Origin of the sequence: Alitiscatomonas aceti (assembly GCF_025567195.1) — a bacterium.
Lineage (GTDB): Bacteria > Bacillota > Clostridia > Lachnospirales > Lachnospiraceae > Alitiscatomonas > Alitiscatomonas aceti.
The window spans coordinates 125,028-143,352 of the sequence record NZ_JAOQJF010000001.1 but is presented as its reverse complement, the minus strand read 5'-3'; the positions used below and the strand labels follow the sequence as shown (position 1 = coordinate 143,352).

Here is an 18,325-nt window from a genome sequence, read left to right as displayed (position 1 = left end):
GAAAAAGGAGTGCTTGGAGTCATGGAACCAAACAGCAGAAAAAGATCGACCCTGATCCGGCCGGGAGACGGGCTGGTCATTGCATTTTTTGTTCCGGTGGTCATTATGATCATCATTTTTATCCAGAGAGGGATCTTCCCCTTTGGTGAGGAGAGCTTTTTACGGACGGACATGTACCATCAGTATGCGCCGTTCTTCTCGGAATTCCAGCATAAGCTGCGGACCGGAGGCAGTCTTTTGTACAGCTGGGATGTGGGGATGGGAGTCAATTTTGCGGCCCTTTATGCCTATTACCTGGCCAGCCCCTTAAACTGGCTGGTGATCCTGTGCCCCAAGGCGTATATCATCGAGTTTATGACCGGTATGATCGTTGTGAAGATCGGTCTTTCGGGCCTGAGCTTCGCCTGGTATCTGAGAAAGCACTGCCATACAGAAACGGCTGCGGTTGGATATTTCGGGATTTTTTACGCCCTTTCCGGCTATATGGCTGCGTACAGCTGGAATATCATGTGGCTGGACTGCATCATCCTGTTCCCGCTGATCGTTCTTGGACTGGAGCGGCTGGTGAAGGACGGGAATGGATTTTTCTACTGCATCACACTGGGGCTTTCCATCCTTTCCAACTATTATATTTCCATCATGACCTGCCTGTTCATGGTGCTGTATTTTATTGCCCTTCTGATCCTGGAGAAGCCAGGGCCCATAAAAAAATATGTGATGGCCTGCGTCCGGTTCGGGCTATTTTCCCTGATCGCCGGAGGGCTGGCGGCCCTTGTTCTTCTGCCGGAGGTGGCCGTTTTAAAGAGCACGGCTTCGGGAAATATGAATTTTCCAAAGACCCTTACGTCCTATTTCCCGATCTTTGACATGCTGGCCCGTCACATCGGCAATGTGGAGACGGAGACGGGACTGGACCACTGGCCCAATATTTACTGCGGCGTGGCGGTATTTTTATTCTTCCTGCTGTACCTGGCGTGCAAAAAGATCTCCGCAAAGGAAAAAAGCGTTTACTGCGGCCTGCTGCTGCTCTTTTTTGCCAGCTTCTCTGTGAACGCCCTGAATTTTATCTGGCACGGGCTCCACTATCCCAACAGCCTCCCCTGCCGCCAGTCGTTTATTTATATTTTCCTCATGCTGTTTGTCTGCTTCCGGGCGTTCCAGTATTTGCGGGATATTCCCAGGCGCCATGTTGCCGCGGCGTTCTGGGGAAGCGTCTGCTTTGTGATCCTGGCGGAGAAGCTGGTGGAGCAGGAGCATTTCCACTTTGCTGTATATTACGTGGCCATCCTCTTCCTGGCGGCCTATACAGGACTCATATATTTATATAAGAAGAGAAGAAGAGAACTGGCGGCGTTTCTGGCTCTGGCCCTGGTGGCTGTGGAGGCGGCTGTCAATACCACAGTCACCAGCGTCACCACCACCAGCCGGGAGGCTTACACCAGGGATAATAAAGAGGTGCAGGCTCTGATGGAGAAGCTGGAGCCGGCGGAGGACTTTTACCGGGTGGAGAAAAAAACGAGAAAGACAAAAAATGACGGAGCATGGATGAATTTTCCGTCAGTATCCCTGTTTTCGTCCACTGCAAACGCAGATCTGACGAAGTTTTTCAAGCGCATGGGCTGCGAGGCCTCCACCAATGCATACAGCATCACTGGGAGCACCCCCCTGGTGGACAGCCTGCTGTCGGTCCGCTATGCCCTGTATTCGGAATATATTCCCAATACGGACCTGGTCAATTACATCCAGGAGAGCGGAGGGACCTACCTGTATGAGAATCTGTATACCCTGCCCCTGGGCTTTGTCCTTCCTTACGATCTGGCGGACAACTGGCAGTATCAGATGGAGAATCCGGCGGAGGTGCAGAATGATCTGTGCCTGCTTTTGGGAACCGACGATGTCCTGGTGCCGGTGGAGACAGAGGTTTCCGGATCCGGGTGTACCTTCACCGCTGATATGGCCGGGGAATATTATGTATATATCCAGAATAAAAAGGTAAAGAATGTCAAGGCCTCCCTGCCATCGGGAGAAAAGAATTTCAGCAATGTGGACCGGGGATACCTGCTGGAAATGGGAAATCTTTCTGAGGGGAGCCGGATCACCCTGACGCCGGGAGAGTCCGGGGAGACTCTTACGGCAGCTGTTTACCGCTTCTCTCCCAGGGCCATGATCCAGGTTTATGACCGCCTGTCCCAGTCGCCGCTCCACCTGGATGACTGGAGGGACACGAAGCTTACAGGAACGGTAACTGCCGCAGAATCCGGTACTTTGTTCCTTTCCATCCCCTATGATGAGGGCTGGACCATCACCATCGACGGTCAGCCGGCGGAGGGGGAAAAGATCCTGGAGGCATTCCTGTCTGTTCCGGTGGAAGCGGGGACCCATGAGATCTCCTTAACCTACATGCCAGGAGGCTTTATTCCGGGAGTGGTCATTTCCGGGAGCTCCCTGGCAGTCCTGGCTCTCCTGTGGCTTGTAAAACGCCGCCGCTCTGGCCGCGCCGGGGCGTAGGATCGTCCCGGAGAGCCTCTGCTCCATACGGAAAAAACCGCCGCATACCAGATACGCGGCGGTTTTTTTCAGTATTAATATCAATATGGAAAGGGGAAGGAAGGCCCCTGAATCCCGTATTTAATCGTTGGGCTCACAGTTTTCCCAAAGCTCGTTCAGTTCCGTGGTCATATCGATCCCTCCTTAGAATCAAGACATTCATTCCTGGGAAGCGGTGGATCCGAAGCCGCGTTCCCGTTGCTTTTTCTCATGGGCATACTATAACACTCCCGGCTTTCGTTGTAAAATGTTTAATTTTTTGATATAATGTTAATAACTATTAACATTTTAGGCAGGGGGGCCGTATATGACATTCCTGGAGATCGAAGCATTTTTAAAGATAACAGAAACGGGCAGCTTTTCTGCTGCCGCCGAGGCCCTTTATGTGACCCAGCCGGCTCTGGGGCGCAGGATCCGCGCCATGGAGGAGGAGCTGGGATATCCTCTTTTTGTCCGCGGGAAGGGCCTTAGAAAGGTGGAGCTGACCCGTCAGGGCCACGCCTTCATCGGGATCGCCCACCGGTGGCAGGCCCTGTGGAACGAGACCCGGGAGGCGGCGCTTTTAGCGCCGTCCAGAAACTTTTATGTGGCCAGCGTGGGGAGCCTGCTGGCGTTCATGCTTCCCACCGTGTTCCGCACCTTTATGAAGGAGAATCCGGAATGCAGCCTCCACGTATCGACCCTTCACTCCAGCGAGGCTTATTCCTATGTGGGCAACCGGTCCGTGGACATAGCCTTTATCACAGATCCCATTTATTCTTCTTCAGTCGGAACCCATATCCTTTTTAAGGAGAAGCTCTGCCTGGTGGCGGGAAAGGAGCTGAACCTGCCGGAGCATGTGAGGATCCGGGAGCTGGATCCGCAGCTGGAGATCCGCACCATGTGGGACCGGAATTTTGAAGCCTGGCACAGCTATTTTTTTGGAGATAAAGCCATTCCCAGGATGTATCTGGACGAGATGGGATTTCTTCAGTACTTTACCCAGAGCGGAGATAACTGGGCGTTTCTTCCCATCTCCATCGCCAGAACGGTCTTAAGGGATGCGCCGGTGTCCATCCATACCCTGGATGTGGAGCCTCCAAGCCGGACCCTTTATTACCTGGACCGGCTGGATGACAGCTCACCGTACCAGGAGCACCTTTTAAGGCTCTGCAGACAGAAGCTGTCCCAGGAAGAGGGGATCCGGGTGGAGGAGGAATAAAAAAGAAAGACGGAGCAGAAAAAAATGGCCGCCCTGGAAGCTGGAACAGCTCCCGGGACGGCCATTGAAATTTTATGAGGTTCAGGATGGATGCAGCGTTTCTGGTCCTTACCGTTTATTGCTGCGTCTCCAGATGTGCATTTTTTCCGCCTCGGCAATGAGCTCGTCGCGGAACTGGGGATGGGCGATGGAGATGATGGCCTCAGCCCTCTGCCAGGTGGACAGGCCCTTTAAGTTCACCATGCCGTACTCCGTTACCAGGTGATGGGTATTGGCACGGGTGTCTGTAACGATGGAGCCCGGATTTAAGGTGGGAAGGATCCTGGATTTTAACTGGCCATCTTTTGTCTTAAAGGTGGAGGAGCAGCAGATGAAGCTCTTTCCGCCCTTGGAAAGGTATGCGCCCAGAACGAAATCCAGCTGTCCGCCGGCGCCGCTGATGTGCTTGATCCCTGCGGATTCGGCATTTACCTGTCCGAACAGATCCAGGTCCACGGCATTGTTGATGGACATGAAGTTATCCAGGGCAGAGATGGTGCGGATGTCGTTGGTGTAGCTTACGGGAGCAGACATACATTCCGGATTCCGGTTCAGATAGTCGTACAGCTTTTTCGTACCTGCGCCGAAGCCGTAGACCTGGCGGCCTTTATCGATATTTTTCTTTGCGCCGGTGATCTTTCCGGCCATGGCGATATCGACGAAGGCATCCACATACATTTCTGTATGGACGCCCAGATCCTTTAAGTCAGATTTTGCGATCAGGGAGCCAACGGCGTTGGGCATTCCGCCGATGCCTAACTGTAAGCAGGCGCCGTCGGGGATCTCGTTTACGATCAGCTTTGCCACGGCCTCGTCCACCTCTGTGGCGGGGGCTCCGGCCATTTCCGGGATAGAAGGATTATCGCCCTCTACGATCATATCTACTTTGGAGATGTGGATGCCTTCTTCAGTTCCGCCGTAGCAGACCGGCATATTTTCATTGACCTCCACGATCACGGTCCTGGAAGTCTCGCAGACAGCAGCCAGGTGGGATGCGTTGGGGCCGAAGTTAAAGAAGCCGTGCTCGTCCATGGGGGCTGCCTGGAAGATGGCCACATCCGGACGGTTTTCTTCGGACATATCCCGGTAGAAGCGGGGCAGCTCCGAATAGCGCATGGGGCCGTAGAAGGCAAAGCCCTGGGCAATGGCTTTTCTCTCGATGCCGCTCATATGCCAGGAGTTCCAGGTGAAGTGGTCAGCCGGGTTTTCGATCTTGAAGATCTCGGGGACCCACATGAGGATGCCGCCGCGGAAGTTGACGTTATAAAGCTCCGGAAGCCTTTTGGCGATCTCCGCATCCACAGCCACCGGAGTGCTGGTAGTCCAGGCGTAATCGACCCAGTCGCCGGATTTTACGGTTTTTGCCGCTTCGCTGGCGGACACAAGCTTGTCCTGATACATTTTTCTGATATCCATGGTTTAGGACCTCATTTCTAAGATATTCTTTCACTGTCCGGAGCCAGAAACCCGGGCAGAATTTTTATTCATTTTTCATTTTAGCATTTTCTAAATGGACGGTCAATAATTTCACGAAATTATAAAAAAAGAAGGCTGAATGTTTATAAAAAATACATGAAAAACCATGCTTGTTATTTGACAGGCCAATTATTTGGTGATATGATTATGATACATCATATTGTCGGAGGATACGGGCTTTTTCCGACCTCCGGCGATGGTATAATGAGGAGGAAAATCATATGGCAAAGAAAATCGTACTGGCAGGTGCATGCCGTACAGCCATCGGCACAATGGGAGGCGCTTTAAGCACCGTACCGGCGGCTGATCTGGGCGCGGTTGTGATCAGGGAGGCCTTAAAGAGAGCCGGTGTGGCTCCCGACCAGGTGGACCAGGTCTACATGGGCTGTGTGATCCAGGCCGGACAGGGACAGAACGTGGCCCGTCAGGCTTCCATCAATGCAGGACTTCCCATCGAGGTTCCGGCAGTTACCATTAACGTGGTATGCGGCTCTGGCTTACAGAGCGTCAACATGGCAGCCCAGATGATCGAGGCAGGCGATGCAGATATCGTCGTTGCCGGCGGCTGCGAGAACATGTCCCTGGCTCCCTATGCGATGATGAAGGGCCGCTACGGCTACCGCATGGGCAATGCCGAGCTGGTGGATACGATGGTAAACGACGCGTTATGGGATGCGTTCAACCACTACCACATGGGAATCACTGCCGAAAATATCTGCGATCAGTGGGGACTCACAAGAGAAGAACTGGACAAGTTCGCTATGGTGAGTCAGAACAAGTGCGAGGCTGCCCAGAAGGCAGGCGCATTTAAGGATGAGATCGTTCCGGTGGAGGTAAAAACAAAGAAAACCACCATCCTTGTAGATACGGACGAGGGCCCCAGAGCCGGCTCCAATATGGAGGCTCTTGGAAAGCTGCGTCCGGCGTTTAAGAAAGACGGTATGGTGACCGCAGGCAACGCCTCCGGCATCAACGACGGTGCAGCAGCCGTTGTAGTGATGAGCGAAGAGAAGGCGAAGGAGCTGGGCGTTACTCCCATGGCCACATGGGTAGCCGGAGCCCTTGCAGGCGTTGAGCCCCGTATCATGGGCATCGGTCCCGTGGCTGCCACGAAGAAGGTAATGGCAAAGGCTGGAATGGAGATCGGCGATTTTGACGTGATCGAGGCCAACGAGGCATTTGCCGCCCAGTCTGTGGCAGTAGGAAAAGAGCTTGGTTTTGATCTGGAAAAATTAAATCCCAACGGCGGAGCCATCGCCCTGGGCCATCCGGTGGGAGCGTCCGGCTGCCGTATCCTGGTGACCCTGCTCCACGAAATGCAGAAGATGGATGCAAAGACAGGTCTTGCAACGCTCTGCATCGGCGGCGGCATGGGCTGCGCCACCATCGTAAAGAGGGATTGATCTTAAACTGAGCAGGAGGCGACCGGAATGAGCTTTGTTACATACGAGCAGGACGGATATGTTGGCGTGATCACCATCAACCGCCCGGAAGCTTTGAATGCGTTAAATGTCCAGGTATTAAAGGACCTGGATGCTGTGATCGACAATATCAACCTGGATGAGACAAGGGCCGTCATCGTGACCGGAGCCGGGGAGAAGGCCTTTGTGGCCGGAGCCGACATTGCGGCCATGAGCACTATGACCGTAAAGGAAGGCCGTGAATTCGGAAAATTCGGAAACGATATCTTCAGGAAGCTGGAAACGCTTCCGATCCCCACCATTGCGGCTGTCAATGGATTTGCCCTTGGCGGCGGCAACGAGCTGGCCATGAGCTGTGACATCCGCTACTGCTCCGACAATGCAGTGTTCGGGCAGCCGGAGGTGGGCCTGGGGATCACCCCGGGCTTTGGAGGAACCCAGCGCCTTGTGAGAGTCGTTGGGACCGGAAAGGCAAAAGAAATGGTATTCACCGGCCAGAACATCAAAGCCGATGAAGCATACCGGATCGGCCTGGTAAACGGCGTATACCCCAGAGAGGAGCTGATGCCGGCAGTCATGAAGCTGGCACAGAAGATCGCGTCCAACGCGCCCATTGCCGTGAGAAACAGCAAGCGTGCGGTAACGGACGGGTTCCTCTCGGATCTGGACCATGCCATCGCCATAGAGGAGCAGTATTTCTCCGAGTGCTTCGAGACAGAGGACCAGAGAGAGGGAATGAAGGCTTTTCTTGAAAAACGGAAGGTTGAAAAATTCAACAACCGGTAATGGCGGGGGAGCTCCCCCATAAACGTAAGGAGGCAGAATCATGAAGGTTGGTGTGATTGGAGCCGGAACCATGGGTTCCGGAATCGCACAGGCATTTGCCCAGACAGAGGGCTATGAAGTAATGCTCTGCGATATCAATGAGACGTTTGCTGCAAATGGTAAAAATAAAATCGCAAAAGGGTTTGAAAAAAGGATCGCCAAGGGGAAGATGACCCAGGAGGACGCAGATAAGATCCTTGCAAAGATCACCACAGGTGTGAAGAATATCTGCGGAGACTGTGATCTGATCGTGGAGGCTGCCATTGAAAATATGGAGATCAAGAAGCAGACCTTCAGAGAGCTGGACGCGATCTGCAAGCCGGAGTGTATCTTCGCTACCAATACCTCTTCCCTGTCCATCACAGAGATCGGAGCAGGCATTAACCGCCATGTGGTGGGAATGCATTTTTTTAATCCGGCTCCGGTGATGAAGCTGGTGGAGGTCATTGCGGGACTGAATACGGCTCCCGAAGCGGTTGAGGCGGTAAAGAAGATCTCTGAGGAGATCGGAAAAACGCCGGTACAGGTGGAGGAGGCCGCCGGTTTTGTCGTAAACCGGATCCTGATCCCAATGATCAATGAGGCCATCGGTATTTACGCCGAAGGCGTTGCGTCTGTGGAGGGCATCGATACAGCCATGAAGCTGGGCGCAAACCATCCCATGGGCCCCCTGGCCCTGGGCGACCTGATCGGCCTGGACGTGGTCCTGGCCATCATGAACGTTCTGGAAACAGAAACAGGAGATCCCAAATACCGTCCCCATCCGCTTCTTAAGAAGATGGTGCGCGGAGGCCTTCTGGGACAGAAGACCGGCAAGGGATTTTATGACTATTCCCGCTAGGAATTACCGGGAAGGAAAACGGGTCCAGCCCGCGGGGATTCCCACGGGCCGGACTGTATGTCTGGGAACATAGAGAGGATGCCGCATCCACATTCTCTTATGTTATATATGATACAATTCACAAGGAGGAACTAAAAACATGGATTTTACATTAAGTAAAGAGCATGAGATGGCGAGAACATTATTCCATGATTTCGCTGAAAAAGAAGTTAAGCCTCTCGCTCAGGAAGTTGACGAGACAGAGCATTTCCCGAGAGAAACCGTTGAAAAAATGGCTAAGAACGGTTTCCTGGGAATTCCGGTTCCGAAGGAATACGGCGGACAGGGCTGCGACCCGCTCTGCTATGCAATGTGCGTAGAGGAGCTGTCCAAGGTATGCGGTACCACAGGCGTTATCGTTTCCGCACATACCTCTCTTTGCTGTGATCCGATCCAGACCTACGGTACAGAAGAGCAGAAGCAGAAATATCTGGTTCCGCTGGCAAAGGGCGAAAAGTTAGGCGCATTCGGCTTAACTGAGCCGGGCGCTGGTACAGATGCCCAGGGTCAGCAGACAAAGGCTGTTCTGGACGGCGACGAGTGGGTACTAAACGGCTCCAAGATCTTTATCACAAACGGTAAAGAGGCTGACGTTTATGTGATCATCGCTGTTACAGGAATGGTTGAGAAGAGAGGCAGAATGCAGAAGGAGATCTCCGCATTCCTGGTAGAAAAAGGAACTCCGGGATTCAGCTTCGGTACAAAAGAGAAAAAGATGGGTATCAGAGGATCCGCTACATATGAGCTGATCTTTACAGACTGCCGCATTCCGAAGGAAAATATGTTAGGAAAGCAGGGCGAGGGCTTCAAGATCGCTATGCATACTCTTGACGGCGGACGTATCGGTATCGCTGCCCAGGCTCTTGGCCTTGCAGAGGGCGCTCTGGAGAGAACCATCGAGTATGTAAAGGAAAGAAAGCAGTTCGGCCGCGCGATCGGTCAGTTCCAGAATACACAGTTCCAGCTTGCTGATATGGCGACAAAGGTACAGGCCGCACAGTACATGGTATACCGCGCAGCCGTTGCAAAGGCAACACAGAAGACATATTCTGTTGAAGCAGCTATGGCAAAACTGTATGCAGCAGAGGTTGCTATGGAAGTAACAACCAAGGCTGTCCAGCTCCACGGTGGTTATGGCTACATCAGAGAGTACGACGTAGAGCGCATGATGCGCGATGCGAAGATCACAGAGATCTATGAGGGTACCAGCGAAGTTCAGAGAATGGTAATCTCCAGCGCTCTGTTAAAATAAGATCTGACAGCACGAAAAAAACCGGAAAATAAACGAATAATTAAGGAGTGAAATACAGTGAAAGTAGTTGTTTGTATTAAACAGGTGCCGGATACTAAGGGCGGCGTAAAGTTTAAACCAGATGGAACTCTTGACAGAGCAGCAATGCTCACAATCATGAACCCGGATGATAAGGCAGGTCTGGAGGCAGCTCTCCGCTTAAAGGACCAGTATGGTGCAGAGGTTACAGTTGTTACCATGGGTCTTCCGAAGGCTGAGGAGGTTCTTCGTGAGGCTATGGCTATGGGCGCTGATAACGGTATCCTCGTTACAGACCGTGTGCTCGGCGGTGCAGACACATGGGCCACATCCCAGACTCTGGCAGGCGCTTTAAGAAACCTGGATTACGATCTGATCATCACGGGCCGTCAGGCGATCGATGGAGATACCGCACAGGTTGGACCGCAGATCTCCGAGCATCTTGGGATCCCGGTAATCAGCTATGCACAGGAGATCCAGATCGACGGCGATTCTGTGATCGTAAAACGTCAGTATGATGACAGATATCATATGTTAAAAGCAAAGATGCCGTGTCTGATCACAGCACTTTCTGAATTAAATGAGCCGCGTTACATGACTCCGGGCGGAATCTTTGACGCATATAAGAAGGACATCACTGTATGGGGCAGAAACGACTTAAAGGACGTTCTGGACTCCAACCTGGGTCTGAAGGGATCCCCGACTCAGATCGCAAAGGCATCTGACAAGGTAAGAAAGGGCGCCGGTGAAAAGGTTGTTCTGGATCCGACAGCTTCTGTAAATTATATTGTGGACAAACTTACAGAGAAGCACGTGCTGTAAGATACAGCTACGTCAAAAAGCGAATTCATAGAATAAAGAAAGTGGTGAACAGTAATGAACTTGGAAGAATATAAGGGTGTATATGTCTTTGCGCAGCAGGTTGATAACGAAGTGAGCAGCATCGCTTTGGAGCTGATCGGCAAAGGTAAAGACTTAGCAAAAGATTTAAATACTACTGTAACAGCAGTTTTAGTAGGTTCCAACGTAATGGGACTGACTGAGATCCTTGGCGAGTACGGCGCTGACAGAGTCATCGTTGTAGATGATCCGGAATTAAAAGAGTACAGAACTGAGCCCTATACCCATGCTCTGTCCTCTGTGATCGAGAAGTACAAACCGGACGTATTCCTGATCGGTGCAACAGCCATCGGCCGTGACCTTGGTCCCCGTGTCTGCGCACGCATCCATACAGGTCTGACCGCTGACTGTACACAGCTGGATATCGGCGATTTCCCGCTGGTTCCCACACCGGGCAAGGAGCAGAAGCACAACCAGCTTCTTATGACCCGTCCGGCATTCGGCGGAAACACCATCGCAACCATCGCCTGCCCGGAATTCCGTCCGCAGATGGCAACCGTTCGTCCCGGTGTTATGCAGAAGCTTCCGCGTGAGGCTGGAAGAAAGGCCGAGATCGAAGAGTTCAATCCCGGATTTGTTCCCAACGAGAAATACGTTGAGATCATGGAAGTCGTTAAGGCTGTTTCCAACGTTGCCGATATCATGGATGCAAAGATCCTTGTTTCCGGCGGCCGCGGCGTAGGAAGCCCGGAGAACTTCAAGATCCTCGATGAGCTGGCTGAGGCCATCGGCGGCACCGTAAGCTGCTCCCGTGCAGTTGTAGACGCTGGCTGGAAGCCGAAGGATCTTCAGGTTGGACAGACTGGTAAGACTGTTCGTCCCCATGTTTACTTTGCCATCGGTATCTCCGGAGCCATCCAGCACGTGGCTGGTATGGAAGAGTCCGACATCATCATTGCCATCAACAAAGATGAGTCTGCTCCGATCTTCGACGTTGCCGATTACGGCGTAGTAGGCGACCTGAACAAGATCGTTCCGGTTCTTACCCAGAAGATCAAAGAAGCAAAAGCAGCAGCTGGCAAATAAGAGCGAAGCTGAAACATAAAATCTGATCAGAATAAACAACCACATGTGGAACGGAAGTACAATCATTAGAACGGGAATACATAAAAGAGGACGGAAAGACACTTAGCAGAACGGAAAAACATAAAAGAGGACGGAAGGACATTTAGCAGAACGGAAAAACATAAAAGAGGACGGAAGGACACTTAGCAAAACGGAAGAACATAAAAAAGAACGGAAGAACAACTTTTAGAACGGTATGACCATAAGAAGCCTGACCGTGTCCAGTGAACTGGCCGGGAGGGCTTCTTTTTTGTGCAAAGAATGCACGTCATTTCTTTTTTACACAGATTTTATTATAACAGGGTGATAGATTACACAATTCGGTGGTAATCTTGAAAAGAAGTTTCAGAGTGGAGTCAGATCGTACTCTGAAAACAATAAATGTGTAAAGGGGTTTTTTATGGAAAAAATCTATATCCTGGATACCAATGTACTGATCCAGGCACCGTATGCCGTCGAATGCTTTGAGGAAAATGAAGTGGTCCTGCCGATGACTGTTTTGGAGGAGCTTGACAATCTGAAAAAAGAAGAGGGAGAAAAGGGGGCGAATGTCCGCAGGGTGATCCGTATTCTGGATGCTTACAGAGAAAAGGGAAATCTGCTGGAGGGAGTGTATACGGGGCATGGCGGTATCCTGCGGGTGGAAAAAAATTATCTGAACGTAGAACTGCCAGAGGATCTCCCAGATCATAAATCGGACAATCGGATCTTGAAGGTCTGTATTGGATTGTCAAAGGAGAGTCCGAAACAAGTGATCCTTGTGACAAAGGATATTCTTCTGCGTATCAAAGCGCAGCTTCTTGGAATCCAGGCAGAGGACTTTACAACAGAACAGGTGGCTGGGCATGAGGAGCAGTATCTGGGGCGGAAAGAAGTATTTGTTCCAGAGGTTCTGTTTAAGGATTTTAAGAAAAAAGGAGTACCGGTGGAGAGCGTATACTGCTGTGACAGTAATGGAGCGTGTATCCATCCGGAATTGTTTGAAAATGAGTTTATCATTTTAAGGGCAGACCAGTCATCCAAAAAGACCCAGCTGGGGAGGGTTGAAAAAGGCATTATCCGGAAATTAGAATACAGGAAGTCAACGCCGTATGGTGTCAGTCCAAGAAATGTAGGACAATATTTCTTCCAGGAAGCCTTAATGCAGCCGGCAGAAAAAGCGCCGCTTGTTATTGTAAAGGGAATGGCAGGAACGAGTAAGACATTTTATTCCCTGGCGGTAGGCCTGGAAAAGGTGCTCAATGATCCGTCCGGGGAGTATCGGAGGATCCTGATCTGCAGGCCCAATGCGCTTTTTGACTCTGACATTGGTTTTCTTCCGGGAAACGAGCAGGAAAAGATCTCTCCATTGATGCGTCCGATTATGGACAACCTGGAACAACTGGTGGATTCCAATGACCGGGAAAGATATTCGGATGAAAGAGAATTGCAGGACAAGATACAGGAGATTTTCGATAGGGGGCTGATTCAGACGGAAGCCCTGACTTTCATCAGGGGAAGGTCGATCCTTAAGACGTATCTGATCATAGATGAGGCGCAGAACATGACCCCGGCGCAGATCAAGGGAATCATTACCCGTGCAGGAAAAGAAACGAAGATCATTCTCCTGGGAGATCCCAATCAGATCGACCGTCCCTATCTGGACGACAGGACCAATGGGCTCAGCTATGCGGCGGAGCACATGAAAGGAAGTCCATTATGCTGGCAGATCACTCTTTTGCCGGAGGAGTGTGAACGGTCATCTCTGGCCACGGAGGCGATCCAGCGTTTGTAGGGAATTTCATGGGATATGGAGAAAATAAAAGGGAAAAGAAAATTAGAATTGTAAAAAGATTTTACAGAGATTAACGCGGATATTGAGGAAAATGGATTTTGGGTAAAGATGCTGTTACAGGAGCAACATTTGTTCTGTGTAACGGCATTTTTATTATGATTTTCTATGGTTATTGAGAGGAAAAGCTTTTCCTTTTTTAAAAGAACTGAGATTTCAGATCAAGTGGGATATTGATCTCCATATGCCGGGCAGGTGAGGGATACCCTGAAGGATTATCTGTAAAAAACTGGAGTTCTGGAGGGCGTTAAGAAGGCGATGAGACGGGGAAAAGAAAGGGGAAAATAATTGAAACTATTTGTCAGATGGAATATACTATAATATAGACCGGCCATGCTCTATTGGGATCTGCGCGGAGCAGGCAGCCATTGACCACGACAGGAAAATGACATTGAAGGAATTATTGCCGGAAAGGTGGGACAGGAAATGGGATTAAAGAGATTAACGGATCGGATCTATTATCTGGAACATGAATCGGAAACAGACAGGCCGATGTTAGCTTATATCAGGGGAGATAAATGGTCTCTGGCCATTGATGCGGGATATTCGTCTTCTCATGTGGCAGATTTTTACAGGGCCATCGAAGCAGAGCATTTAAAAAAGCCGGATTTTACTGTGATCACCCATTGGCATTATGACCATAGCTTCGGGATGCATGCGGTCAGCGGGGTCAGCATTGCCCATGAAAAGACCAATGAGTTTCTGAAAAAACAGCAGGAAGAGGCGGAGGACTTCGGTTATATCGAAGCGCTGAAAAGAGAGGACATCCATTTCAGAAGAGAATATGCAGATCTGGACAGGCTGGATATTGTATTGTCAGACCTGGAATTTTCGGACAGAATGACCGTGGATCTGGGAGGAATGACCGCCCGGATCTTTCATACAGAAGCGCCGCATTCAGAAGACACGGCCTGTATTTATATACCGGAAGAGAAGGTCTTATTTTTAGGTGATTCCACCAGCGAAGACTTTTTTAACGATGGATATATGGATCGGGACAAGCTGGCTTCATTGATCCGGACCATCCGTTCCATGGACTGTAAATACTGCATACTCAGCCATTGTGAACCGCTGGGGAAGGAGGACCTGCTGTGCTACCTGGAAAGCATCCTGTGATAGCGGCGGATCACAGCCAGAGCTTTTTCCTCCTGGGTCGGAAATAAAAGGAAGTTTTATTGTAAAAAAAATGCCAATCCCGTTAAATGTTTAATTACCTCCGAATCACTGGCTTTTTCTGAACACTTATGTTACACTGGCCTTGGGTTACAGCAATTCACGGTTATTTACTGCAAAAGTCATTGCCATCCAATGAAAAAGGTATGTTTTTTATAGGAGGTACATTTGCAATGGCAATTCAAATTGGCATCAACGGATTTGGACGTATAGGAAGAGTCGCATTCCGCATCGCCATCGACAAACCGGAAGAGTTTCATTTATGCGGGATCAATGTCCGCAACGCAAATTTAGAGTATATGGTATATATGATCCGATATGATTCCATATTCGGCCGCTTTCAGGGAACCCTGGATACGTATGAAAACGGGATCGTCGTAAACGGACAGAAGATCCCGGTATACTCTGAGAGCGACGCCTCGCTGATCCCATGGGGAGAGTGCGGAGCCGAGTACATCATCGACGCCACCGGCGCTTTCTGCACCACAGAAAAGGCCATGGCGCACATCCGGGCAGGCGCAAAGAAAGTGATCGTAACGGCGCCGGCCAAGGACGATGTGACTCCCACCTTTGTTATGGGCATCAACCATGAAACATACAGACCGGATATGATGGTGGTCTCCAATGCATCCTGTACCACAAACTGTCTTGCCCCCATCTGTAAAGTGCTTGAAGATCATTACGGTATTGAATATGGACTCATGTCCACGATCCATTCTGCAACAGCAAAGCAGAAGGTGGTGGACTGCAGATCCTTAAAGGACTGGAGAACGGGCCGCTCGGTGTTTGGAAACCTTATCCCATCCACCACAGGAGCAGCAAAGGCGATCTCTCTGGTGATCCCTTCTTTAAAGGATAAAATGAACGGGATTTCCTACCGTGTTCCGACTTCCGACGTTTCCATCGTGGACCTGAACGTGGCGTTAAAATCGCCGACATCCTATGAGGATATCTGCCGGAAGATGAAGGAAGCCAGTGAAAATGAGCTTTCCGGGATCCTGGACTATATCGAAGACGAGGTGGTATCTTCGGACTTTATCGGCGATTCCCACGCCTCCTGCTTCGATGCAAGGGAAGGCATTCAGGTAAACTCCCACTTTTTTAAGCTGATCGCATTCTATGACAATGAATGGGGTTACACCAGCCAGATTTTCCGTCTGATCAGATATATGAATCGCGTGGACCTGGCATAATCCTGCCGAAGATCAGCTGATACAAAAGGCAATGACCGGAAAATGCAGAAATAGCAGCCGTACCCAGACCATATCTCTGTAAGGGACATATACATTCGTCATTACGATTATGAACCATACGATTAAAAAAGAAGCCGCGATGCTGCGGCTTCTTTTTTATGGAATACTCCTGGTACAGGTTCATGCTGCCGGGCGTTCCATATGACCCGGACGGTCTTCCGGTCAGTTTAGGAAAAGCTGGACCCAGTGATCTACGCCGCGGCTGTCCTTCACATGGCCGATGCCGATCCGCGAGTATCCGGGATTTAAGATATTGGCCCTGTGGCCGGCGCTGTTCATCCAGACGTCCATGACCTGCTCTGCCGATCTCTGGCCATAAGCGATGTTTTCCCCGGAGGCGCGGAAGGAAGCCCCGGCTTCCGAGAGGGCGGTGGAGAAGTCTCTTCCATCGGGCCGGGTATGGGAAAAGGAGATCTGGATCTCCCGGGCGCGGACTCCTGCGGCTTTTGAGGCCTCCGGATCCAGGGAAAGGGAACCAAGACCGGCCCGGGCTCTTTGGGCGTTTACCAGAGCGAGTACCTGGGCTGCGGGGGTCTCTGCTTCCGGCTCCTGGACGCCGCCGTCAGTTTCGGGTGAACCATTGTTTTCCGGGGCGTCCGGCAGTTCCGGAGACTGGGGAGCGTCTGGCTGTTCCGGGATCAGAGGAGTATCCGGCCATTCCGGTGCCTGGGGTATGGACGGCTTTTCCGTACATATGGGGAAACGGATCAGGCCCGAAAGTCCTGGAAGGGTTCCCACCGCCGGGGCAGGGACGGAAAAAACGGCGGCCACACGGCCCGGCGCAGCCAGGTATGGATCCTGGGCTGCCTGGGAAGAAAGTGGAGCGGCTCCCGCAGCGGCCAGGACGGCTGCGGCTGTTATAGCATAAAATCCTGTTTTTTTCATATGGGTACCTCCTTGTATTACGAAAATGTTACGAAAATGTTATAAAATATTACAAAACAGATCTTACCATACAATTCCTTCCATTGCACCAGGGAAGGGATGGAAGGGATGGAAGTCCGTTCCAGAAATGGAAAAAGGAGGTCCGGAATACCGGTATAAAAAAGAGCGCATATCCCATACTAAAAAATGGGGTGATCATATGCCATATATTTCTCCGAATGTCAGAGAAAAATTCAACAGCCTGTCGCCGGAGCTCCAGGATGTGATCCTAAGCCGCGGAGAGGATATCCAGTCCATCCACGACCTGATCCGCATTCTGGACAAAATTGTAAAGGAAGGCGAAGGTTAACCAGTGTGAAAATCCATTGCAGGCACATACTGAAGGGGAGGACAAAGTCAGTCCCGAAAGGAGTGTGCGCAATGGATTTTTGTACGTGTAAAAATGGAAATGTCCCGGCGGCTCCGGTCCTGGCCATGGTCCAGGCTCCAGTCCAGCCCTGGGAGACCCTGTACGATCCAGAAAAAGCCCTGCGGGAGGGCACCGTGTTCCCGTCCCTGGACCAGCCCTTTTATGCGGCGGAGAAAGGAGGCGGGCTCCATGGATAACAATATGGACCGTATGCAGCTTATGAAGAAGATCGGGGAGGCCAGCTTCATGGTCAACGATCTGACTCTGTATCTGGATACCCACCCCACAGATCAGGAGGCTCTGAAGGCGTTTTCGGAGGCATCGAAAAAGCGGAGGGAGCTGATGGAGATCCGCGCGGACCAGTTCGAGCCTCTGACCATGGATCTGGTATGCCCGGATACCAACAACCAGAGCAGAAGTCTCACAAAATACCCGGACCAGAAGCACTTTACCTGGTCAGACGGACCAATGCCATGGGAAGGAGGCGCTTTATAATGTGGAATTATGAGAAACGGCTGCAGTATCCGGTGAACATTAAGAATACGTGTCCCAGGACAGCGTCTCTGATCTTAAGCCAGTTTGGCGGCCCCGACGGGGAGCTGTCGGCATCCATGCGGTATCTGGCCCAGAGATATTCCATGCCCTGTAAGGAAGTGGGCGGCCTCCTGACGGACATCGGCACCGAGGAGCTGGGACATCTGGAGATCATCTGCGCCATGGTTTACCAGCTCACCAGGAACCTGACTCCCGAGCAGGCAAAAACGGCCGGCTTTGACGCCTATTATATCGACCATACCACAGGGCTCTGGCCGGCGGCAGCGGCAGGCATCCCCTTCAACGCCTGCGAGTTCCAGAGTAAGGGAGACGCCGTCACAGATATTTTTGAAGACCTGGCGGCGGAACAGAAGGCGCGGGTGGTCTATGAGAACCTGATCCGGGTCATCGATGATCCGGACGTGCTGGCCCCGCTGAAATTTTTAAGGGCCAGGGAGATCGTCCACTTCCAGAGGTTCGGAGAGGCCCTGGAAAAGGTCAAGGAGAAACTGGATCCGTCCAACTATTATTATTTTAACCCCGAGTTTGACAAAAAGCTTTTAAAATCATAAGAAGAACCCTGGCCCGGAGCCCGGATCTGAGCTTCCGGGCCGGA

General features: G+C 51.3%; 16 protein-coding genes and 1 pseudogene. 15 read left to right on the top strand and 2 right to left on the bottom strand.

The genetic code is table 11. From position 1 onward, the window contains the following. Positions 1–2,508: pseudogene (locus OCV69_RS00665) on the top strand (YfhO family protein); the annotation flags it as partial. A gap of 346 nt (positions 2,509–2,854) precedes the next feature. Continuing rightward, the gene (locus OCV69_RS00660; protein WP_158358383.1) at positions 2,855–3,748 is read left to right on the top strand and encodes a LysR family transcriptional regulator; all 894 of its coding nucleotides are present in this window, start codon (positions 2,855–2,857) and stop codon (positions 3,746–3,748) included. Positions 3,749–3,856: 108 nt separating this feature from the next. On the opposite strand, the gene OCV69_RS00655 is transcribed toward OCV69_RS00660, so the two are convergent. After that, positions 3,857–5,203 carry a butyryl-CoA:acetate CoA-transferase gene (locus OCV69_RS00655; RefSeq protein WP_158358382.1) on the bottom strand — a complete coding sequence of 449 codons (1,347 nt, stop codon included), beginning with the start codon at positions 5,201–5,203 and terminating at the stop codon, positions 3,857–3,859. A gap of 281 nt (positions 5,204–5,484) precedes the next feature. Here OCV69_RS00655 and OCV69_RS00650 point away from each other — a divergent pair, with 281 nt between their 5' ends. The 9 genes from OCV69_RS00650 (at position 5,485) to gap (ending at position 15,821) form a co-directional block, all read left to right on the top strand. Further along, positions 5,485–6,666, top strand: coding sequence for an acetyl-CoA C-acetyltransferase (locus OCV69_RS00650; protein WP_022274189.1), 1,182 nt, complete (start codon positions 5,485–5,487; stop codon positions 6,664–6,666). Positions 6,667–6,693: 27 nt separating this feature from the next. Continuing rightward, positions 6,694–7,470 (top strand): enoyl-CoA hydratase-related protein, encoded by a 777-nt coding sequence (locus tag OCV69_RS00645; RefSeq protein ID WP_022274190.1) that lies wholly within the window; start codon positions 6,694–6,696, stop codon positions 7,468–7,470. Positions 7,471–7,510: 40 nt separating this feature from the next. Beyond that, positions 7,511–8,350 (top strand): 3-hydroxyacyl-CoA dehydrogenase NAD-binding domain-containing protein, encoded by an 840-nt coding sequence (locus tag OCV69_RS00640; protein ID WP_158358381.1) that lies wholly within the window; start codon positions 7,511–7,513, stop codon positions 8,348–8,350. A 139-nt stretch (positions 8,351–8,489) separates the two neighbouring features. Next, a complete protein-coding gene (locus OCV69_RS00635) occupies positions 8,490–9,641 on the top strand; it encodes an acyl-CoA dehydrogenase (RefSeq protein ID WP_022274192.1) in 1,152 nt (383 codons plus the stop codon). A 57-nt stretch (positions 9,642–9,698) separates the two neighbouring features. Then, positions 9,699–10,481, top strand: a complete 783-nt coding sequence (locus OCV69_RS00630) for an electron transfer flavoprotein subunit beta/FixA family protein (protein ID WP_022274193.1) — start codon at positions 9,699–9,701, stop codon at positions 10,479–10,481. A gap of 54 nt (positions 10,482–10,535) precedes the next feature. Further along, complete coding sequence (locus tag OCV69_RS00625) at positions 10,536–11,585, top strand: electron transfer flavoprotein subunit alpha/FixB family protein (protein ID WP_158358380.1); 1,050 nt, start codon at positions 10,536–10,538, stop codon at positions 11,583–11,585. A gap of 439 nt (positions 11,586–12,024) precedes the next feature. Then, positions 12,025–13,398: a PhoH family protein gene (locus OCV69_RS00620; RefSeq protein ID WP_158358379.1), complete on the top strand. Its 1,374-nt coding sequence runs from the start codon at positions 12,025–12,027 to the stop codon at positions 13,396–13,398. A gap of 483 nt (positions 13,399–13,881) precedes the next feature. Continuing rightward, the gene (locus OCV69_RS00615; protein WP_158358378.1) at positions 13,882–14,571 is read left to right on the top strand and encodes an MBL fold metallo-hydrolase; all 690 of its coding nucleotides are present in this window, start codon (positions 13,882–13,884) and stop codon (positions 14,569–14,571) included. 230 nt (positions 14,572–14,801) lie between these two features. Beyond that, positions 14,802–15,821: a type I glyceraldehyde-3-phosphate dehydrogenase gene (gene gap / locus OCV69_RS00610; RefSeq protein ID WP_022272375.1), complete on the top strand. Its 1,020-nt coding sequence runs from the start codon at positions 14,802–14,804 to the stop codon at positions 15,819–15,821. 222 nt (positions 15,822–16,043) lie between these two features. On the opposite strand, the gene OCV69_RS00605 is transcribed toward gap, so the two are convergent. After that, positions 16,044–16,766 (bottom strand): CAP domain-containing protein, encoded by a 723-nt coding sequence (locus tag OCV69_RS00605; RefSeq protein ID WP_158358377.1) that lies wholly within the window; start codon positions 16,764–16,766, stop codon positions 16,044–16,046. Between the two features lie 199 nt (positions 16,767–16,965). Here OCV69_RS00605 and OCV69_RS00600 point away from each other — a divergent pair, with 199 nt between their 5' ends. The 4 genes from OCV69_RS00600 (at position 16,966) to OCV69_RS00585 (ending at position 18,281) form a co-directional block, all read left to right on the top strand. Then, positions 16,966–17,115, top strand: a complete 150-nt coding sequence (locus OCV69_RS00600; RefSeq protein WP_215652882.1) for a hypothetical protein — start codon at positions 16,966–16,968, stop codon at positions 17,113–17,115. A 71-nt stretch (positions 17,116–17,186) separates the two neighbouring features. Further along, entirely contained in the window at positions 17,187–17,372 is a 186-nt protein-coding gene (locus tag OCV69_RS00595) for a spore coat associated protein CotJA (RefSeq protein ID WP_022272378.1), read from the top strand. Next, complete coding sequence (locus tag OCV69_RS00590) at positions 17,365–17,670, top strand: spore coat protein CotJB (protein WP_262562902.1); 306 nt, start codon at positions 17,365–17,367, stop codon at positions 17,668–17,670. The genes OCV69_RS00595 and OCV69_RS00590 overlap by 8 nt, the downstream gene beginning before the upstream one ends. Beyond that, complete coding sequence (locus tag OCV69_RS00585) at positions 17,670–18,281, top strand: manganese catalase family protein (protein ID WP_158358376.1); 612 nt, start codon at positions 17,670–17,672, stop codon at positions 18,279–18,281. The genes OCV69_RS00590 and OCV69_RS00585 overlap by 1 nt, the downstream gene beginning before the upstream one ends. Positions 18,282–18,325 lie beyond the last annotated feature (44 nt).